We start from the raw sequence: 19,019 nt of genomic DNA, 5'->3' as shown, positions 1-19,019 counted from the left end.
ACGATTGAACCACAGGACGCTTTATGTCCGGTTTGATTCAAGTCAGGAATCCCACTTATTTCAGAAGCGGTCGGGCATCCAGCACGGTGCGCCGCGAAATACGCGGTGCAAACGGTCGATCATCTTTTCTTCACCATGAAGCAAACCAGCTCTCCAAAGTGCGCGAGCGCTTGCATGCCCCGTGAACAGACTGGCGAAAGCGGCGGTGCCGATCCGAGCCGGAAGGTCAAGGACTTGCGCTGTTTTCGAGATATTTCCAGCAGAACTGACAACCTCAAGGTGGTGGCGTTCGCAATTGCCGAAAATTGAATCGTCATTTATCTCAAAAATAGCATACTCTCGTATGTCGGCTGGATAGCCCCGCGCCTCAAGGGCCTTGCCGACATCGAGGGGGCGGACCAGCCACTCCTCGCGGCATTCCAGCGCCACGCCATCGCCGGCAAGCAGAGCCAGCGGGTCATCCGGACCGCCACGCCATGTCACCCGGTCCGCTTGAGCCCTGAAACCGGCCAGCATGGTCATGGCCGGTTTCAGCGACCGTGCGGAGGGCAGGCAGAGATCGGCGACGTCGAGGCGCCGATCCTGGGGCGGCGTCACCGCGATATAGCCATCCTGGTTGCGGTAAAGCCCCGACGGCTCGCCGTCCGGGCAGAGGGCGAGCGTCCACAGCGCCTCGGTCCTTTCCGGCAGGCCGTTCTGCTCTTTCAGCAGGGGGTGGCGAAGCATTGCCAACGGCGCGGCGTCGAGCGGATCCGCCGGCCACAAGTCGCTTGCGGCAGCCCCGGACTGTGCAAAGGCCGACGGCGGTGCGCTCCAGCGGCATGTGACGCCGCCGCGGCCAAAGCCGAGCCGACGGTAGAAGGGAAGGGTTGCCGGGCAGAGCACCGCCAACGCAGCCCCGGCCTGCCGCCCCTCGATCAGCAGGGCCCGCATCAGCGCACTGCCATGGCCGGCGCCGCGCAGGGCCGGGTCGACCGCCACCATGGCGATGGCCTGCACCGGAACCGGCCGCCCGCCGAACCACTGGTTCATCGTCCAAAAGGCGGCACAGGCGGCCAATGAGGTGCCGGTGGATTGTGGAACACGCAGGACGCGGATGCTGTCCATGCCGAACAGGCCGGCGTAGCGGTCGAACAGGTCGCGCGACAGCCCGAAGCCGAGCCGCGCCAACCGGGCGACGGCGCTCAGCTCCTCCGGCTGGGCCGGCCCGTATTCATGATGGTGAGCAGGAAGGATGACGACAGGCCTCCACTCGTTCAGCGGCCGGCGGGACCGCGGCGCGGGCTTCGTGCAGCAAAGATGCGAGTCTGTTCATATGACAATGAAACAGCGGTGGCGGCAACAGGGTGAGCGGAGAACGTGAACGCGTAGAGGAAATGCCGTTCAGGCGTCCGTGCTCGTCGCGCCGCTCAATCTCGCTGCTGCCCACCCGGCGGTCTCGCGCACCACCTCGCTGACGTCCTGTGCCAGGGCCTCGGCCACCGGTTTCAGCGATGGATCGCCGCTGTTGCCGATGGCGATGAGGACATTGCGGACGAAGCGGTCGCGGCCGATGCGCTTGATGGGGGAGCCGCTGAACACCTGCCGGAATCCGGCATCGTCCAACTGCGCCAGATCGGCCAGCCGCGGCGCGGTCAGTTCGGCACGCGGCAGGAAGGCGGGCTCGCGGGTCGCGCGGGCGAACTTATTCCAGGGACAGGCGGCAAGGCAATCGTCGCAGCCATAAATGCGGTTGCCCATCAGCGGCTTGAGGTCGTCGGGAATCGGCCCCTTGTGCTCTATGGTCAGATAGCTGATGCAGCGCCGGGCGTCGATCTGGTAGGGCGCCGGGAAGGCGTCGGTCGGGCAGACAACCTGACAGCGGTCGCAGGAGCCGCAGCGGTCGAGCGCCGGCAGGTCGGGGGGCAACTCCAGCGTCGTGTAGATCTCGCCCAGGAACAGCCAGGAGCCATGGTCGCGCGACACCAGATTGGTGTGCTTGCCCTGCCAGCCCAGCCCGGCCTGCGCCGCCAGCGGCTTTTCCATCACCGGGGCGGTGTCGACGAACACCTTCACGCCGGCCTTGGTCTGGTGCGCCAGCCATTGCGCCAGCGTCTTCAGCCGGCCTTTCACGAGGTCGTGGTAATCGCGGTTGCGGGCATAGACCGAGATGATGCCGCGGTCGGGATGCTCCGCCAGACGGCGCGGGTCGTCGTGCGGGGCGTAGCTGGTGCCGAGCGCGATGACGGTGCGCGCCTCGTCCCACAGCGACTGCGGATGGCTGCGCTGGTCGCTGCGCTCGGCCATCCACCCCATGTCGCCGTGCCGCCCCTCGGCGACGAACTGCGCGAGACGCTCGCGCGCCTCCGGCCCCAGCGCGGCGGGGGCGAAGCCCACCGCGTCGAAGCCCACCGCCAGCGCGCGGTCGCGGATGGCGTCCCGCAGCCGAGCCGGATCGGCGGAAGACAGCGGAGCGGGCTTAGCCGCGGCCACGGTAGGTCGGCACGTCCTGCGACGGGATCCAGACGCCCTTCGGCGGCTCCCCTGTCTGGAAGAACACGTCGATGGGGATGCCGCCGCGCGGATACCAGTAGCCGCCGATGCGCAGCCACACCGGCGACAGTTCGTCCACCAGCCGCTTGCCGATGCCCACCGTGCAGGCCTCGTGGAAGGCGCCGTGGTTGCGGAAGCTGGTCAGGAACAGCTTCAGCGACTTCGATTCGACCAGCCAGTCGCCGGGCACATAGTCGATGACCAGATGGGCGAAGTCCGGCTGGCCGGTGATCGGGCAGAGCGAGGTGAATTCGGGTGCGGTGAAGCGCACGCAATAGGGAGTGCCGGGGTTCGGGTTCGGCACCCGCTCAAGCACCGCCTCTTCCGGCGTCCTGGGCTGGATTGTGGAGCCGCCGAGCTGGGTCAGGCCGGCGTAGATGTTCTCACTCATCGGTCTTTTCCTCCGCCACCCGCTCGGCTTCCGGCGGGGCGCTGTCATTGTCCGCCTTCGGCGGAGCACTGTCTTTGCTGGCCTTCGGCGGGCGGCCTTGCTTCGGCGGCTTGCCGGGCTTGGCGATGGGGTCCACGGTCGCCTCGATGTCGCCCTCGTTCATGCGGGCCTCCATCGCGCCGGCCACCTCCTCGAAATTGCCGTCGGCGATGGCCTGCCGCATCGTCCGCATCACGTCCTGGTAGTAATGCAGGTTGTGCCAAGTCAGCAGCATCGGCCCCAGCATCTCGTCCGCCTTGAACAGATGATGCAGATAGCCCCGGCTGTAGCTTCGGCAAGTCGGGCAGCCGCACTCGGCATCGAGCGGCCGCTCGTCATGGGCATGGCGGGCGTTGCGGATGTTGATGGTGCCGCGGCGGACGAAGGCCTGACCGGTGCGGCCCGACCGCGTCGGCATCACGCAGTCGAACATGTCGACACCGCGCCGCACCGCGCCGATCAGGTCGCTCGGCCGGCCGACACCCATCAGGTAGCGCGGGCGGTCCTTGACCATCAGCGGCTCGGTGAAGTCGAGCACGCGGAACATCGTCTCCTGGCCTTCGCCGACCGCCAGCCCGCCGATGGCGTAGCCGTCGAAGCCGATGTCGGTCAGGGCGGCGACGCTCTCCGCCCGCTGCTCCGGATAGATCCCGCCTTGGACGATGCCGAACAGGCCGTAGCCGGGGCGTTCGACAAAGGCATCCTTGCTGCGCCGCGCCCAGCGCATCGACAGGCGCATGGAGGATTCCGCCTGCGCCTCGGTGGCGGGGAAGGGCGTGCACTCGTCCAGGCACATGGTGATGTTGCTGTCCAGCATGTGCTGGATCTGGATGGAGCGTTCCGGCGTCAGGTGGTGCCGGCTGCCGTCCAGGTGCGATTTGAAGGTGACGCCTTCCTCCGACATGGTGCGCAGGTCGGACAGGCTCATCACCTGGAAGCCGCCGCTGTCGGTCAAGATCGGCTTGTCCCAGTTCATGAAGCGGTGCAGGCCGCCCAACTGGGCCACCCGCTCCGCCGTCGGGCGCAGCATCAGGTGATAGGTGTTGCCCAGCAGGATTTCCGCACCCGTGGAAGCCACCGCATCGGTGGTCATCGCCTTCACCGTCGCGGCGGTGCCGACCGGCATGAAGGCCGGCGTCTCGATGGTGCCGTGGGCGGTGGTGACGCGGCCGCGCCGCGCCCGCCCGTCGGTCGCCAGAAGGTCAAAGCCGATGCCGGTCATGTTGGGTCCGTCCTGTGCAGCAGCGAGGCGTCGCCGTAGCTGAAGAAGCGATAGTCGGTGTCGATGGCGTGCCGATAGGCCGCGCGCATGCGGTCATAGCCGGCGAAGGCGCAGACCAGCATGAACAGGGTCGATTTCGGCAGGTGGAAGTTGGTCCACAAGAGATCGACGATGCGGAAGCGGTAGCCAGGGGTGATGAAGATGTCGGTGTCGCCGCTGAAGGGGACCAGCGTCCCGTCCGGTTGGCCCGCCGTCTCCAGGATGCGCAACGCCGTGGTGCCGACCGAGACGATCCGGCCGCCGGCCTTGCGCGTCTCGTTTACCGCGGCGGCGGTCTCAGGAGAGATCTCGCCCCATTCGCTGTGCATCTTGTGGTCGGCGATGTCGTCGACCTTCACCGGCAGAAAGGTGCCTGCCCCGACATGCAGCGTCACCGGCACCCGCCGCACGCCACGCTCATCCAGTGCCGCCAGCAGCTCCGGCGTGAAGTGCAGCCCGGCCGTTGGAGCGGCGACGGCGCCCTCGCGGGCGGCGAAGACGGTCTGGTAATCGGCGTTGTCGCCCTCGTCCGCCTTGCGGCGGATGTAGGGCGGCAGCGGCATCCGGCCATGGCGGTGCAGCGCCTCCATGAGATTAGCCCCGCCGGCGGAGAAGCGCAGTCGCACCTCCATGCCGTCCTTGGCGATCACCTCGGCGCTGAAGTCATCCGCTATGACGATGGTGTCGCCGGGTTTCAGCCGCTTGCCGGGCTTGGAGAAGGTTGCCCATTCCCGTTCGCCCAGCCGCTTGTGCAGCGTGATCTCCACCGCGACCTCGCCGCGCCGGCCGTCGAGCCGGGCCGGGATGACACGGGTGTCGTTGACGACCATCAGGTCGCCCGGCTGCAACAGCGTCGGCAAATCCCGCACGATGAAGTCGCGCAGGGAGGAACCCACCTCCAGCAGGCGGGCGGCGTCACGCGGCCGGACGGGATGCTCGGCGATCCGGTCTGGCGGCAGGTCGAAGTCGAAATCGGCTGTCTTCATGGGAGGCGCAAGCTATAGACCGAACCGGCCCCCGTTGTGAAGGGACAGGAACGGGACACAGTCCTGCCGGACCGGTCCCATCCCGATCCCTGTCTAATCACGCCGCGCGCAACTGCGACAGGAACTCGGCAAGCTGACGCTCCATCGCCACCGCCTCCTGCGACAGGGTGGTGGAGGCGTTCAGCACATTCTTGGCGGCGGTGCCGGTTTCCCCTGCGGCAGCCGACACGCCGGTGATGTTGTGGTTCACGTCGCGGGTGCCGGTGGAGGCCTGCTGTGCGTTGCGGGCGATCTCCCCGGTGGCGGCGGCCTGCTGCGACACCGCTCCGGCAATGCCGGTTGCAATATCGTTCATCGATTCGATGACGCGCGTGATGCCCTGGATGTCGGAGACGGCCTCGCCGGTGGCGGCCTGGATGGCGGTGATCTGGGCGGAGATCTCCTCCGTCGCCTTGGCGGTCTGGTTGGCGAGATTCTTCACCTCGCCCGCCACCACGGCGAATCCCTTGCCGGCCTCTCCCGCCCTTGCGGCTTCGATGGTCGCGTTCAGCGCCAGCAGGTTGGTCTGCGAGGCGATGGAGTTGATCAGCTGGACCACGTCGCCGACCTGCCGGGCCGCGGCGGCCAACCCATCGACCTTGGCGTTGGCATGCCGTGCACGCTCGACCGCCTCCTCGGCGATGCCCGTCGATTGCGAGACCTGTCGACCGATCTCCCCGACCGATGCCGACAGTTCCTCCGCCGCAGCGGCGACCGTCTCGACGCTGGCGGAGGTCTGCTGGGTGGCGGCGGCGACCGCTTCCGACCGGAGATTGGTCTGGTCTGCCGTGTCGGTCATCATCTTAGCCGCCTGTTGCAGCACCCGCGCCTCGCCGGTGACCGTGCGCAGGATGCCGCCAATTCTCTGTTCCAGCCGGTCGGCCAGCTGCCGCATGGCCTGGATGCGTTCTTCCTCCGCCCGCAGGTCGGCGTTGCGCTGCTCCTCCTCCAGCCGGCGTTTTTCGATGGCATTGCCTTTGAAGACGACGAGCGCCGATGCCATGGCTCCGATTTCGTCCGCGCGACCTTCGGCCGGCACGACCACAGCAGTATCGCCGTCGGCCAGACGATGCATCGCGTCGGTCATGGCGGACAGCGGACGGGTGACGCCGCGCGTCATCATGATGGCGGTGCCCAGACAGGCGACCAGCCCGATCAGGCCGCCGGCAATCACCACCAGCTTCAGCGAATCGACATCGGCCCGCACGGTGTCGATCGACCGGTTCAGCTTGGCGATCTCCGCGGCGGTGGCCGTATCGGTCTTGCTGACCAGGGCTTCCAGGCTGTCGGTGATGGCTTCCGCCGTCTTGTCGAATTCGCCCATCAGGCGGTTGCCGCCAGCCGGGCCGTCGGCGATGAAGGCTTCGGCCATCCGCTTGCCGGTGTCGTAATAAGGGGCGAACGCGCCTGCCGTCTCGCGCAACGACTCCTGAACATCGGTCAGGTCGAGCGTGGAGGCGAGTGCCGCAGCACGCGCGATCTCGGCCCTGAACCCTTCGGCATGCTCGGCCGCCTTGGCCGGGCCGTCATCCAGCCCGTCGAGCCCGCGGGTGGCGGACACATCGGTCAGCCATTGCTGAACCTGAATGACGTGGATCTGGATTTCCTTGATCGACTTGACCAGTTCCAGACCGTTCTCGGTCACGCGGTCGGACGCGCTTTCCATGGTGTTCAGCGAGTCGTGCTCCCCGCTCACCGTCATCCAGGTCGCCGCCATCGAGAACAGCAGGATGGCCGCAATCAGGGCCATTGCGATCGACAATCTGCGCTTGATCGACATTCCTATGTATCCCTCGCTCGAATCCGCTGACTTGGATCAGGCCGGACGAAGCGGAGGGTCGACGGACCCGCTGTCAGGCATCCTGTTTTTGAATAAGTGATCAATAACGATGCTGTCGAGCGGTTCCGTTCGCATTCAAACAGAAAGCCATAAAAATCCGAGCAGGGTTCAGAAAGATTTCCCGATAGTTTGGTCTTTATATTGATTGATCGGTCATTGAGTGAGCGGCGTGGGCGTTTGCGATTTATTCTCAGTCCGCTGGCGGCAATCCCTGCGCCGCCAGCGCAGCGCTCTGCCGCGCCGCCAGCGCATCTACGTCGAAGTCGCGGATCAGCCCCTGGAACATCTGGTACCAGTTCAGCTCCGCCTTCAGATGCAGGAAGACCGAGCCCAGCCCGACCGCGGCGCGGTCCATGAAGACGAACTCGCGCGGGATTTCCACGCCGCCGACGCGGCGCAGCTCGGCATGGACCTTGCCGGCCGTCTCACGACCGTAATGGCCGCCGTTGGTCTCCTCGATCTTACGCTGGCGGTCCTCCATGATCGGGGCATAGACGAAGCGCGCCCAGATGTTCAGCACGTCGACCAGCTCGTTCGACGGGTTGACGAAACCCCAGGTGCGGTAGGCCTCCACCGCCTGCTCGCGGTTGTCGGTGCGCAGCGCATTGTAGAGGTCGATCACGCCCTTGACGAAGCTGGGCTTGAAGACGCGGATGCAGCCGAAATCGAGCAGGTTGATCGAGCGGTCGGGCCGGACCGTGTAGTTGCCCAGATGCGGGTCGCCGTGGATGACGCCGTAATTGTAGAAGGGCACGTACCAGGCCCGGAACATGTTCATTGCCAGCTCGTCGCGCGCCTCCGGATGTTCGGCGACGAAGTCCAGGATCTTGCGGCCATGCACCCATCCCATGGTCAGCAGCCGCTTGCTCGACAGCTCCGGCACCACGTCCGGCACATGGACGCCGGCCGTGCCGGCCAGAATGGACTGATAAAGGCGGGTGTGTTTCGCCTCGCGCTCGTAATCCAGCTCCTCGCGCAGGCGGGCGCCGATCTCCTTCTGGATCTGGCGGGTGGAGATGGCGCTGTCGGTTCGCTCGAAGATCGCGAAGATCAGGCCGAGCTGCCGCAGGTCGGCCTCGACGGCCGAGGCCATGTCGGGATATTGCAGCTTGCAGGCAAGCTCCCGCCCGTCCGGCCCGATGGCCTTATGGACCTGACCCAGCGACGCGGCGGCGGCCGCCGTATGCTCGAAGCTCTGGAAGCGCGATTGCCAGCTGGGGCCAAGCTCGCTCGCCATCCGCCGCTTGACGAAGGGCCAGCCCATCGACGGCGCGTCGGCCTGCAACTGCGCCAGCTCCTGGGTGTATTCCTTCGGCAGGGCGTCGGGGATGGTCGAGAGGATCTGCGCCACCTTCATCAGCGGCCCTTTCAGCCCGCCGAGTGCGGCCCGCAGTTCCGCCGCGTGGCGCTCCCGCTCCACGCGGATTCCCAGCACGCGCTCGCCCGCCAGCCGCGCGGCCAGCCCGCCAACGGCGGTGCCGACCCGCGCATACCGCGCGACCCGTCCGCCCCATGTGTTCTCATCGTGTTCCGGCATGCCCACAAGGTGGGTTCGCCTCCGGCAAAAGGCCAGCCCCGCCCGTTCGGAGACCGCCGATGGACTGCCTCCGAAAGGCGCTGCGGCGCAGCATGCGATTTTCTTGACAGCTCTGTGAAAGGAGCGCAGGCTTCGTCTTACAGTAATCAACACCGAGGTGAAGTGAGCGAACATCGGAAACACCTTACCGTCCAAGCGGTTAGCTTGAGCGGAACAGTAGAGACCGATACCAGGGAGGGTGAGTAAGATCATGACTCCACCGGCGCTTACCTGATTATGCCGATCTGTTCGGCCGATATGACTGAGGTTTCAGTTCCGAATTCTTTCGCCTGATTGGCGACTTCATCCGGGCCGTAGATGCCCGCTGCGAAAGCCCTCGCTTCACATCGGAGCGAGGGCTTTTGTTTTGCCCGGAGCGTTACCCTCATCCCCAGCCTGGAAAGAGCAAAGCTTCCGGCAATACGTTTCAAACGATACTGTTTGCATATGAAATCAAATCCCGCTATCCACGGAACCGAACGGTGCGGCAGGACGCCGCAGGTCGGCGTGCGCACCCGTCACACGAAAAGAGGATGGGGAGGATCGCATGGGTCGGTTGCTGAAGCCTTTCGCGCTGGCGGTGCTGCTCGCGACGACGGCGTTGTCCGCTGTCGCGGTATCGGCGCAAGCCCAGACCGCCAAGCCGGTGCGAATCGGCGTGCTGGCGGACGAGGCCGGGTTCGCGTCCGACATCGGCGGCAAGGGCGCCGTGCTTGCCACCCGCATGGCGGTGGAGGATTTCGGCGGCACTGTGCTCGGCCGGCCGGTCGAGGTGCTGTCGGCCGACATGCAGAACAAGCCGGACGTGGCCTCCAACATCGTCCGCAGCTGGTTCGATGTCGACGGCGTCGACATGGTGACCGACATTCCGGTCTCCTCCGTCGCGCTGGCGGTGCAGGCGGTCGCGCGCGAGAAGAAGAAGGTGCTGATGATCAGCGCCGCGACGACGACCGAGCTGACCAACTCCCAATGCTCGCCCTACAGCATCCATTGGGCCGACGACACCGCGTCGCTGGCTGTCGGCACGACCAAGGCGGTCGTGCAGTCGGGCGGCACCAGCTGGTACTTCATCACCGCCGATTTCGCTTTCGGCACGGCGATGGAGAAGGCGGCGACCGACGCGATCAAACAGGCCGGCGGCACCGTGGTCGGCGGTGTGCGCCACCCGATGGGCACCAGCGATTTCGGATCCTACCTGCTCAGCGCCCAGGGCAGCGGCGCCAAGGTGGTGGCGCTCGCCAATGTGGGGGCGGAGACCATCGGCACCATCAAGCAGGCCGGTGAGTTCGGCCTGACCGAGTCCGGCCAGCGGCTTGTCGGCTATATCGTCTTCATCACCGACATCCACTCGCTGGGCCTCGATCTCGCCAAGGGGCTCTATGTCACCAGCGGCTTCTATTGGGACCGCAACGACCAGACCCGGGCATGGTCCAAACGTTTCTTCGAGCGCCACGGCAAGATGCCGACCAAGGAGCAGGCCAACACCTACCTCGCCACCCTGCACTGGCTGAAGGGCGTGAAGGCGGCGGGCACCACCGAGTCCGAAGCGGTCACCGCCGCGATGAAGGCGATGCCGACCGATTATTTCGGCACCCCCGGCAGCATCCGCAAGGACGGCCGCGTGCTGTACGACCTTGAGCTGTACCAGGTGAAGAGCCCGGCGGAGAGCAAGGCATTGTGGGACTATTACAAGCAGATCCGCAGCATTCCGGCGGCCGAAGCCTTCCTCCCGATCAAAACCAGCAGCTGCCCCTTCGTGAAAGCCCAGTGACTGGCGCAGAGGTGACCTGCGGGTCGCTGCCGGCGGAATCCGAGTCGAGAGGGGTTCCCGCCGGACTGCGATCCGGGTTACACTCCGCTCTTTAGGTGCTGCGGGGACGGTACGTGGATCTACAGGTGCAAAGCGAGCGGCAGAACGACACCGGACGGTTGCGTTCGTCGGCGCTGGTGCGCCCGGTCTTCGCCGCGCTGGACCTCGGCACCAACAATTGCCGCCTGCTGATCGCCAAATCGGCGCCGGGTGGCTTCCGCGTCATCGACGCTTTTTCCCGCATCGTCCGCCTGGGTGAGGGGCTGAGCCGCAACGACCATCTGTCGGAGCCCGCGATGGAACGCACCATCGCGGCTCTGCGCGTTTGCGGTTCCAAGATCGAGCGTCGCGGCTGCACCGCCGTCCGCGCCGTCGGGACCGAGGCCTGCCGCCGCGCCAGCAACACCGCCGCCTTCGTCGAGACGGTGGAGCGCGAGACCGGCATCCCCCTGGAAATCATCTCCAGCCAGGAGGAAGGACGGCTGGCGCTGGCCGGCTGTGCCGCATTGCTGGAGCCGACCCATCCCTATGCCATCGTCTTCGACATCGGCGGCGGCTCGACCGAGCTGATGTGGTTGCAGGTGGAGAAGGGCAGGGCGCCGCGCCTGCTCGACCAGACCTCCATCCGCTGCGGCGTCATCGGCCTGACCGAGGAGTATGGCGGCCCCAACGTCACCCGCGCCAACTACACCCAGATGGTGGAGGCGGTCGCCGATGCCATCGCCCCGTTCGAGGCGCGCAACCGCATCCAGAGCCGCGTCGCCGCCGGCAAGGTGCAGATGCTCGGCACCTCGGGCACGGTGACGACGCTGGCCGGCGTGCATCTGGGGTTGTGCCGTTACGACCGCCGGGCGGTGGACGGCAGCTATCTGCGGGTCGATCATGCCCGCGCGGTGATCGACCATCTGGTCGCGCAGGATTTCGACGGCCGCGCCCGCCATCCCTGCATCGGCCAGGACCGTGCCGATCTGGTGGTCGCCGGCTGCGCCGTGCTGGACGCGCTGTGCGACGTCTGGCCGGTGGAACGGCTGCGCATCGCCGACCGCGGCTTGCGCGAAGGAATTCTGGTGGACCTGATCGGGGCTGCCGGCGAATGAACATGCCCGGCGACCCGAAATAGCAATCGAGCCGATATAGTATGATCGGGCAGGTGGGGAAGGCTTCCCGCCTGCGCCGGATGACCGAGGAACAGCAGCGATCATGACCGAAAAGACTCCGTCGACGCGTCCGGGCGGACGCCGTGCCACGGTCCGTGTGAAGACTGCCGGCAAGCGCACGGAATCCTCCAAGCGCTGGCTGGAGCGCCACCTGAACGACCCCTATGTGGCCGAGGCGACCAAGCGCGGCTACCGCTCGCGTGCGGCGTTCAAGCTGTTGCAGTTGGACGAGAAGTTCCGCCTGCTCGCCCCCGGCAAGCGCGTGGTCGATCTCGGCGCCGCCCCCGGCGGCTGGACCCAGATCGCGGTGGAGCGGGTGCAGACCGCCAAGGACGGCTGGAAGGTCGTCGGGCTGGACATCCTGCCGATGGACCCGGTCCCCGGCGCCACCATCATGCAGGCGGATTTCCTCGAGGAGAGTGCCGCCGACCGGCTGAAGGACGCGCTGGGCGGCCCGGCCGATCTGGTGCTGAGCGACATGGCCGCCCCCACCACCGGCCACCAGCAGACCGACCATCTGCGCATCATGGGGCTGGCCGAGGCTGCCTATGATTTCGCGGAGGAGGTGCTGGCCCCCGGCGGCGCCTTCGTCGCCAAGCTGTTCCAGGGGGGGGCCGAACGCTCCCTGCTCGACCGGTTGCGGCGCGACTTCGCCGTCGTCAAGCACGCCAAGCCGCCGGCCAGCCGCGCGGAATCGTCCGAAACCTATGTGGTCGCCACCGGTTTCCGTGGCGGCAACGTGAACGACTGACTACGACTCTTTTCGCACTTGCATAACAGATGCTGTGTGCGCACGGGTTCACAAGCCCATGGTCTTGTGTATAAGTGCGCCACGTTTATCTTCCGGGAGATTCCACATGGCGCGCGACACCAAAATCCGCGAAGCCCTGACCTTCGACGACGTCCTGCTGGTTCCGGCCGAAAGCTCGGTCCTGCCGAACGACGTGGACACCCGGACAAGATTGACGAAGACCATCGAACTGGGCATCCCGCTGATGTCCTCGGCGATGGACACGGTGACCGAGAGCCGTCTCGCCATCGCCATGGCCCAGGCCGGCGGCATCGGCGTCGTCCATCGCAACCTGACCATCGAGCAGCAGGCCGAAGAGGTCCGCAAGGTCAAGCGCTTCGAATCGGGCATGGTCGTCAACCCGATCACCATCACGCCGTACGCGACGCTGGCCGACGCGCTGGAGCTGATGTCCTACCACAAGATCTCCGGCATCCCGGTGGTGGAAAGCCGCGATCAGCTCGGCAGCGGCAAGCTGGTCGGCATGCTGACCAACCGCGACGTCCGCTTCGCCACGGATCCCAAGCAGCCGGTCAGCGAACTGATGACCAAGGATCTGGTGACCGTCCGCGAGGGCGTCAGCCAGGAGGAAGGCAAGCGCCTGCTCCACCAGCACCGCATCGAGAAGCTGCTGGTGGTGGACGAGGATTACCGTTGCATCGGCCTCCTCACCGTCAAGGACATCGAGAAGGCGCAGGCCTATCCGAACGCCTGCAAGGACAGCAAGGGCCGGCTGCGCGTCGCCGCCGCCACCGGCACCGGCAGCGACGGTCTGGCCCGTGCCGAGGCCCTGTTCGACGCGGGTGTCGACGTGCTGGTGGTCGACACCGCTCACGGCCATTCGCTGAAGGTGCTCGATCAGGTCCGCGCCGCCCGCGCCCTGTCCAGCTACACCCAGGTCATCGCCGGCAATGTCGCCACCGCCGAAGCGGCCAAGGCGCTGATCGACGCCGGTGTGGATGCCGTCAAGGTCGGCATCGGCCCGGGCTCGATCTGCACCACCCGCATCATCGCCGGCGTCGGCGTGCCGCAGTTGACCGCGGTCATGGATGTGGTGGAGGAGTGCGAGAAGCACGGCATCCCGGTGATCGCCGACGGCGGCATCAAGTATTCGGGCGATCTGGCCAAGGCGATTGCCGGCGGCGCCAGCGTCGCCATGCTGGGCAGCCTGTTCGCCGGCACCGACGAAAGCCCGGGCGAGGTCATCCTGTTCCAGGGCCGCTCCTACAAGAGCTACCGCGGCATGGGCTCGGTCGGCGCCATGGCGCGCGGCTCGGCGGACCGTTACTTCCAGCAGGAGGTTTCGACCATGAAGCTGGTGCCGGAAGGCGTCGAGGGCCGCGTCCCCTACAAGGGCCCGGTGTCGGCGGTCATCCACCAGCTGGTCGGCGGCCTGCGCGCGGCCATGGGCTATACCGGCAGCGCCTCCATCGCCGAGATGCGCGAGAAGTGCCAGTTCGTCCGCATCACCAACGCGGGCCTGCGCGAAAGCCACGTCCACGACATCACCATCACCAACGAGTCGCCGAACTACCGGCAGGGCTGACGGTGACTTCGGGAGCGTCGCCGCCGGCCGTCACCCGGCGGCGACGCTCCCCTCCGCCACCATCTTCCAGGGCTGCCACCCGCCCAGCCGCACGCCGACCGCGAGGCTGGTGAAGGGGATCCGCAGTTCGATGTCCCGCGGCTGGAAAAAGGTCAGCCGTTCCGGTTCGCCCCGGTCGTCGAACTCCAGCCGGGCGCCTTTCGGCTCGGGTGCATACTCGTCGCTCATCACCTGCCAGATTTCCAGGTCGCTGCCGTGGTTGGTGATCTTGTACTGGCCGCAGCGCCAGGTCGCCGCTTCACCGACGCTGCCCTCCACCACCTTCTTGTCGCCTTCCATCCGCACGTCGCCGATTCCGGCGGCTTCGCCCTTCATCGACGGACCCTGCCGTTCGGCGCGGAAGCCCAGCCGCAGCCAGGCCGAGCGGCTGTGCGGGATCAGCCGGCGCACCGCACGCGCGTCGTCCGCCGCGAAATGGTCGGGGTCGTCGTAAAGGATGCGGTCCAGCGCGGCGGCGACGATCATGCGGTCGTCGATGCGCAGGTCCGGTGCAGTGGCTTTGCTCATCAGGCCAAGGGACTCCGAAGGGTGTGCCCATAGTATATAGGGACTTACGCCGGCCGTCGCCCCGATGAGGTCGCCCTGGTGAGGTCCGCCCCCCGACAGACTCCCGAAACCGGTTCTCAGGCGCTATCCTGCGCGGCCCTTCTCCGGAAGACCCCGATTCGTCACGAGACGCGCCATGCAGGACCTGTTCGACACGCCGCCCAATCCCCGCAGCATCGCCGTCGATGCCCTGACACCGGAGCAGGCGGCGGCGGATCTGGCGGCGCTGGCCGCCGAGATCGCCCACCATGACCGGCTCTATCACCAGCAGGACCAGCCGGAGGTCTCCGACGCCGATTATGACGCGCTGGTCCGCCGCAACCTCGCCATCGAGGCGCGCTTTCCCGAGCTGCGCCGCGCCGATTCGCCCAGCCTGCGTGTCGGCGCCGCTCCGGCCGCCGGTTTCGGCAAGGTGCGCCATGCCATCCCAATGCTGTCGCTGGGCAACGCCTTCGCGGCGGAAGATGTGGCGGAGTTCGATGCCCGTGTCCGCCGCTTCCTCGGCCTGTCCGACGATGCGCCGCTGACCTTCGTGGCGGAGCCGAAGATCGATGGGCTGTCCTGCTCGCTGCGCTATGAGAAGGGTGAACTGGTGCTGGCCGCCACCCGCGGCGACGGGGCGGAGGGCGAGAACGTCACCGCCAACGTCCGCACCATCCGCGACGTGCCGCACCGCCTGCCGGCGCCCTTCCCCGAGGTGCTGGAGGTGCGCGGCGAGGTCTATATGAGCCGCGACGATTTCCTGGCGATGAATGCCGCCCGCACGGAGAAGGGCGAGCAGTTGTTCGCCAACCCGCGCAATGCAGCGGCCGGCAGCCTGCGCCAGCTCGATCCCTCCATCACCGCGTCCCGGCCGCTCTGCTTCTTCGGCTATGCGCTGGGCGAGGTGTCGGAGCCGATTGCCGAGACCCAGTGGGGCATCCGCGAGCGGCTGAAGGGCTGGGGCTTCCAGTTGAACCGCCCGGCGGAGCTGTGCGACGGCAAGGACAAGCTGTTGGCCTACTATGAGGGCATCGGCCGGCGGCGCGCCGGTTTGCCCTTCGACATCGACGGCGTCGTCTACAAGGTCGACAGCCTGGAGCTACAGCAGCGGCTGGGCTTCGTCAGCCGGGCGCCGCGCTGGGCCATCGCCCACAAGTTCCCGGCCGAACAGGCGCAGACCCGGTTGAAGGAGATCACCATCCAAGTCGGCCGCACCGGTGCCCTGACACCGGTGGCGGAGTTGGAGGACATCACCGTCGGCGGCGTCGTCGTCAGCCGCGCCACCTTGCACAATGAGGACGAGATCGCCCGCAAGGACATCCGTGTCGGCGATCTCGTGGTGGTGCAGCGTGCCGGCGACGTCATCCCGCAGGTGGTGGAGGTGGTGCTGTCGCAGCGCCCGGCCGACTCGATCCCCTATGTGGCGCCGGAGACCTGTCCGGTCTGCGGCAGCCTCGCCATCCGCGAGGCGGGCGAGGTGGTGCGCCGCTGCACCGGCGGGCTGATCTGTGCCGCCCAGGCCAAGGAGCGGCTTCGCCATTTCGTCTCCCGTGACGCCTTCGACATCGAAGGGCTTGGCGAGAAGATCATCGAGGAATTTTGGGACGAGGGTTTCATCAAGTCTCCGGTCGATATTTTCACCCTGGAGGGCCGCGTCGAGCTTATCGGCCGGCCGGGCTGGAAGGAGAAATCGGTCCAGAACCTGTTCAAGGCCATCCAGCAGCGACGCGACGGCATTGACCTGCATCGGGTGATCTACGCGCTCGGTATCCGCCATGTCGGCGAGGTGACGGCCAAGTCGCTGGCCCGCCACTACAAGACCATGCAGGGTTGGGTCGGCGGCATGCTGGCGGCGGAGCAGGCGATGCCCGGCCAGGAATGGCGGGACCTTCACGCTTTGAGCGGAGTCGGTCCGGTCACCGCCGACACCATCCTCGTCTGGTTCGCCGATCCCGAGAGTGCATCCAAGCTGGACTTCTATGCCGGCAACGACGCGTTGCGGCTGGAGACCATCATCAGTTCGCTCGGCATCAAGCGGCTGAACACCCGCGCCGCTCAGGCGCTGGCCACCCGCTACGGCACCCTGTCCGACTGGCGGGCGGCGATGGAGCGTGCGGTGGCGCAGGCACCGGGTCAGCCTTGGCTCGATCTGGTCGCCACCCCCGATGTCGGCGAGGTGGCGGCCGAGGAGCTGGCCGGCTTCTTCGCGGAGGAGCGCAACCTCGTCATCGTCCGCGGCCTGATGGAGCGGCTGACCGTGCTGGACGCGGAACTGCCAAAGGCCAGCAACTCCCCCATCGCCGGCAAAACGGTGGTCTTCACCGGAACGCTGGAGCGGATGACCCGGTCGGAGGCGAAGGCACGCGCCGAATCGCTCGGCGCCAAGGTGGCGGGCTCCGTGTCCGGCAAGACCGACTATCTGGTCGCCGGGGCGGACGCCGGCAGCAAGGCGGCCAAGGCCAAGGAGTTGGGTGTCGAGATTCTGACCGAGGACGAGTGGCTGGCCCGGATCGGAGGCTGATTGGCTCCCCATCCGGCCTTCGCCAAAATGTCGCATCCCCGTTCGCCCGGATTGACGGACGGGGATTGGCGGAGTGAGGTCAGAAAACGCTTATAGTCAGAAGCGCAACGATGCCGGACAGGTGGACCGCCCCGAAAACGGGACGGCGCCGACGGGCGGTCAACGCCCGCACCCGCCTGCCCGGCTGCCAACGAAGGGGACGAAGGAAACGCCATGGAGCCAATTCAGTGGTCGCGCTGGATGAGCGTGGGCAACGACGCGCTGGACGAGGATCACCGCGTCCTGATCGCCATCGTCAACAAGCTGTATGACGACAAGAACCGCCAGGACCCGGCCCTGATCGGAGCCATCCTGGACGAGCTGATCGCCTACACCCGTCATCACTTTGCGGAGGAGGAGGCGCAGATGGAGCAGCTGAGCTATCCGACCTTCGCCGCGCACAAGGCTCTGCACGACCGGCTGACCCGGCAGGTCGAAAGCTACCGCGACGAATTCCGCGCGGGTGGCAGCCGGATCAGCGGCGAAGAGGTGTTCCTGTTCTGCTCCGACTGGTTGGGCAAGCACATCCTCAAGGAGGACACCCGCTTCGGCGAATATGCCGGCACCGGGGCGGAGATGGCGGCGGTGGGGTAGGGAGCCCTTCCTGTCCCGAGAGGGTGTACTCTTGGCACCCATGAAGATCCCATATTAAGAAAATTACCTAAAATACTGAAATAAATCGAGAATGCGGAAATCCCACCAAATTGCGCAGAGCGCCCGCTCCGAGAGGGGAGGGCGCTTTTCCTTTGCGTGGGTCGCAACGACGGCAGGGGAGGGGAGTGCGCCAAAGAAAAAGCCCTCCCCGGTGGGGGAGGGCAGGGGCAGACCTCTTGAAAAGACCATCCTGGAACGATGATGGCGATCAGGCGACCGCCAGCTGCTCCAGGCCGCGGCGCGCGACCGGCAGCGACACCGCCGTCTCGTAGCGCCAGGCGCTGCGGTCGGCGAACAGCGCACGCAGCAGCTGGTTGTTCAGGGCATGGCCGGAGCGCACGCCGTGGAAGTGGCCGACGATCGGCGCACCGGCCAGATACAGGTCGCCGACGGCGTCCAGGATCTTGTGGCGCACGAACTCGTCCTTGAAGCGCAGGCCCTCGGCGTTCATCACCGTGTCACCTGAAATGACCACCGCGTTGTCCAGCGAGCCGCCGCGGGCGAGGCCCATCTTGCGCAGCCCCTCGACCTCATGCAGGAAGCCGAAGGTGCGGGCGCGGCTGATCTCGTCCTTGAAGCTGTCGGGATCGATCTCCAGGGCGCGGGCCTGACGGGAGATGGCGGCGCTGTCGAAGTCGATCTCGAAGCTGTAGCTGGTCGCATCGTCCGGGGTGAAGGACGCGCTCTTGACGCCGTCGCCGATGGCGACCGGCTTCAGGATGCGGATGAAGCGGCGGGGCGACTTCTGCACGGCGCTGCCGGCCTGCTCGATGGCGGCGACGAAGGGAGCGGCGCTGCCGTCCATGATCGGCACCTCGATGCCGTCCAGCGAAACCACGGCGTTGTCGATGCCGCAGCCGGCCAGTGCCGACATCAGATGCTCGATCGTGCCGACGGTGGTGCCGTGGTCGTTGCCGATCACGGTGCACAGGCGGGTGTCGACAACCGTGTCCCAGCGCGCCGGAATTACAGAGGCAGCACCACGGAGGTCGGTGCGCAGGAAGGTGATCCCGGAATTCGCATCGGCCGGCGAAATCGTCAGCGTGACGATGACGCCCGAATGCAGCCCGACGCCGGCGATGGTCACCGACTTCTTCAGGGTCTGCTGGAACATGCCGTCCACGTTGCTGCGATTGTTGGCCACGATGTCTTTTCCATCTTGGTCGTGAAGGAGAGGTTTCCGGCGATCCGCGCCGCTTGATCTTGGGAGATCACTGCGTCGGCGGCTTTCGCTTTCGACCATGCTGATA

At 66.6% G+C, this 19,019-nt stretch carries 15 protein-coding genes; 6 read left to right on the top strand and 9 right to left on the bottom strand.

The features are described 5' to 3' along the window. Positions 1–60: 60 nt before the first annotated feature. From ABNQ39_RS08000 to ABNQ39_RS07970, 7 genes are all read right to left on the bottom strand, one after another. The gene (locus ABNQ39_RS08000) at positions 61–1,236 is read right to left on the bottom strand and encodes a GNAT family N-acetyltransferase (RefSeq protein ID WP_376959767.1); all 1,176 of its coding nucleotides are present in this window, start codon (positions 1,234–1,236) and stop codon (positions 61–63) included. A gap of 147 nt (positions 1,237–1,383) precedes the next feature. Further along, positions 1,384–2,472, bottom strand: coding sequence for a tRNA epoxyqueuosine(34) reductase QueG (gene queG, locus ABNQ39_RS07995; protein ID WP_376956667.1), 1,089 nt, complete (start codon positions 2,470–2,472; stop codon positions 1,384–1,386). Next, complete coding sequence (gene queF, locus ABNQ39_RS07990; RefSeq protein ID WP_098739403.1) at positions 2,459–2,923, bottom strand: preQ(1) synthase; 465 nt, start codon at positions 2,921–2,923, stop codon at positions 2,459–2,461. The genes queG and queF overlap by 14 nt, the downstream gene beginning before the upstream one ends. Next, positions 2,916–4,184, bottom strand: a complete 1,269-nt coding sequence (gene tgt / locus ABNQ39_RS07985) for a tRNA guanosine(34) transglycosylase Tgt (protein WP_376956664.1) — start codon at positions 4,182–4,184, stop codon at positions 2,916–2,918. The genes queF and tgt overlap by 8 nt, the downstream gene beginning before the upstream one ends. After that, on the bottom strand, positions 4,181–5,209 hold the full coding sequence (queA, locus tag ABNQ39_RS07980) for a tRNA preQ1(34) S-adenosylmethionine ribosyltransferase-isomerase QueA (protein ID WP_376956662.1): 1,029 nt from the start codon (positions 5,207–5,209) through the stop codon (positions 4,181–4,183). The genes tgt and queA overlap by 4 nt, the downstream gene beginning before the upstream one ends. 97 nt (positions 5,210–5,306) lie before the next feature. Then, positions 5,307–7,028: a methyl-accepting chemotaxis protein gene (locus ABNQ39_RS07975; RefSeq protein WP_376956660.1), complete on the bottom strand. Its 1,722-nt coding sequence runs from the start codon at positions 7,026–7,028 to the stop codon at positions 5,307–5,309. A 250-nt stretch (positions 7,029–7,278) separates the two neighbouring features. Further along, positions 7,279–8,625, bottom strand: coding sequence for an ABC1 kinase family protein (locus ABNQ39_RS07970; protein WP_376956658.1), 1,347 nt, complete (start codon positions 8,623–8,625; stop codon positions 7,279–7,281). 586 nt (positions 8,626–9,211) lie between these two features. Between ABNQ39_RS07970 and ABNQ39_RS07965 the strand changes: the two genes are divergently transcribed. The 4 genes from ABNQ39_RS07965 (at position 9,212) to guaB (ending at position 13,967) form a co-directional block, all read left to right on the top strand. Then, a complete protein-coding gene (locus tag ABNQ39_RS07965) occupies positions 9,212–10,435 on the top strand; it encodes an ABC transporter substrate-binding protein (protein WP_376956656.1) in 1,224 nt (407 codons plus the stop codon). Between the two features lie 113 nt (positions 10,436–10,548). Then, positions 10,549–11,571: a Ppx/GppA phosphatase family protein gene (locus ABNQ39_RS07960; RefSeq protein WP_376956654.1), complete on the top strand. Its 1,023-nt coding sequence runs from the start codon at positions 10,549–10,551 to the stop codon at positions 11,569–11,571. A 103-nt stretch (positions 11,572–11,674) separates the two neighbouring features. Then, positions 11,675–12,382 carry an RlmE family RNA methyltransferase gene (locus tag ABNQ39_RS07955; protein WP_376956651.1) on the top strand — a complete coding sequence of 236 codons (708 nt, stop codon included), beginning with the start codon at positions 11,675–11,677 and terminating at the stop codon, positions 12,380–12,382. Between the two features lie 106 nt (positions 12,383–12,488). Next, positions 12,489–13,967, top strand: coding sequence for an IMP dehydrogenase (guaB, locus tag ABNQ39_RS07950; protein WP_376956649.1), 1,479 nt, complete (start codon positions 12,489–12,491; stop codon positions 13,965–13,967). A 30-nt stretch (positions 13,968–13,997) separates the two neighbouring features. Here the strand turns inward: guaB and ABNQ39_RS07945 are convergent, their stop codons facing one another. Further along, positions 13,998–14,534 carry a hypothetical protein gene (locus ABNQ39_RS07945; RefSeq protein ID WP_098739412.1) on the bottom strand — a complete coding sequence of 179 codons (537 nt, stop codon included), beginning with the start codon at positions 14,532–14,534 and terminating at the stop codon, positions 13,998–14,000. Positions 14,535–14,709: 175 nt separating this feature from the next. Between ABNQ39_RS07945 and ligA the strand changes: the two genes are divergently transcribed. Then, positions 14,710–17,076, top strand: a complete 2,367-nt coding sequence (gene ligA / locus ABNQ39_RS07940; RefSeq protein ID WP_376956647.1) for an NAD-dependent DNA ligase LigA — start codon at positions 14,710–14,712, stop codon at positions 17,074–17,076. A gap of 213 nt (positions 17,077–17,289) precedes the next feature. Beyond that, entirely contained in the window at positions 17,290–17,709 is a 420-nt protein-coding gene (locus ABNQ39_RS07935) for a bacteriohemerythrin (RefSeq protein WP_376956645.1), read from the top strand. 268 nt (positions 17,710–17,977) lie between these two features. Here the strand turns inward: ABNQ39_RS07935 and lpxC are convergent, their stop codons facing one another. Continuing rightward, positions 17,978–18,913, bottom strand: a complete 936-nt coding sequence (lpxC, locus tag ABNQ39_RS07930; RefSeq protein ID WP_376956643.1) for a UDP-3-O-acyl-N-acetylglucosamine deacetylase — start codon at positions 18,911–18,913, stop codon at positions 17,978–17,980. Between the last annotated feature and the right edge of the window lie 106 nt (positions 18,914–19,019).

This window comes from Azospirillum sp. A26, assembly GCF_042604635.1.
Classification (GTDB): Bacteria; Pseudomonadota; Alphaproteobacteria; order Azospirillales; family Azospirillaceae; genus Azospirillum; species Azospirillum palustre.
The sequence above is the reverse complement of the archived record's forward strand: the minus strand, read 5'-3'. Positions and strand labels throughout refer to the sequence as shown.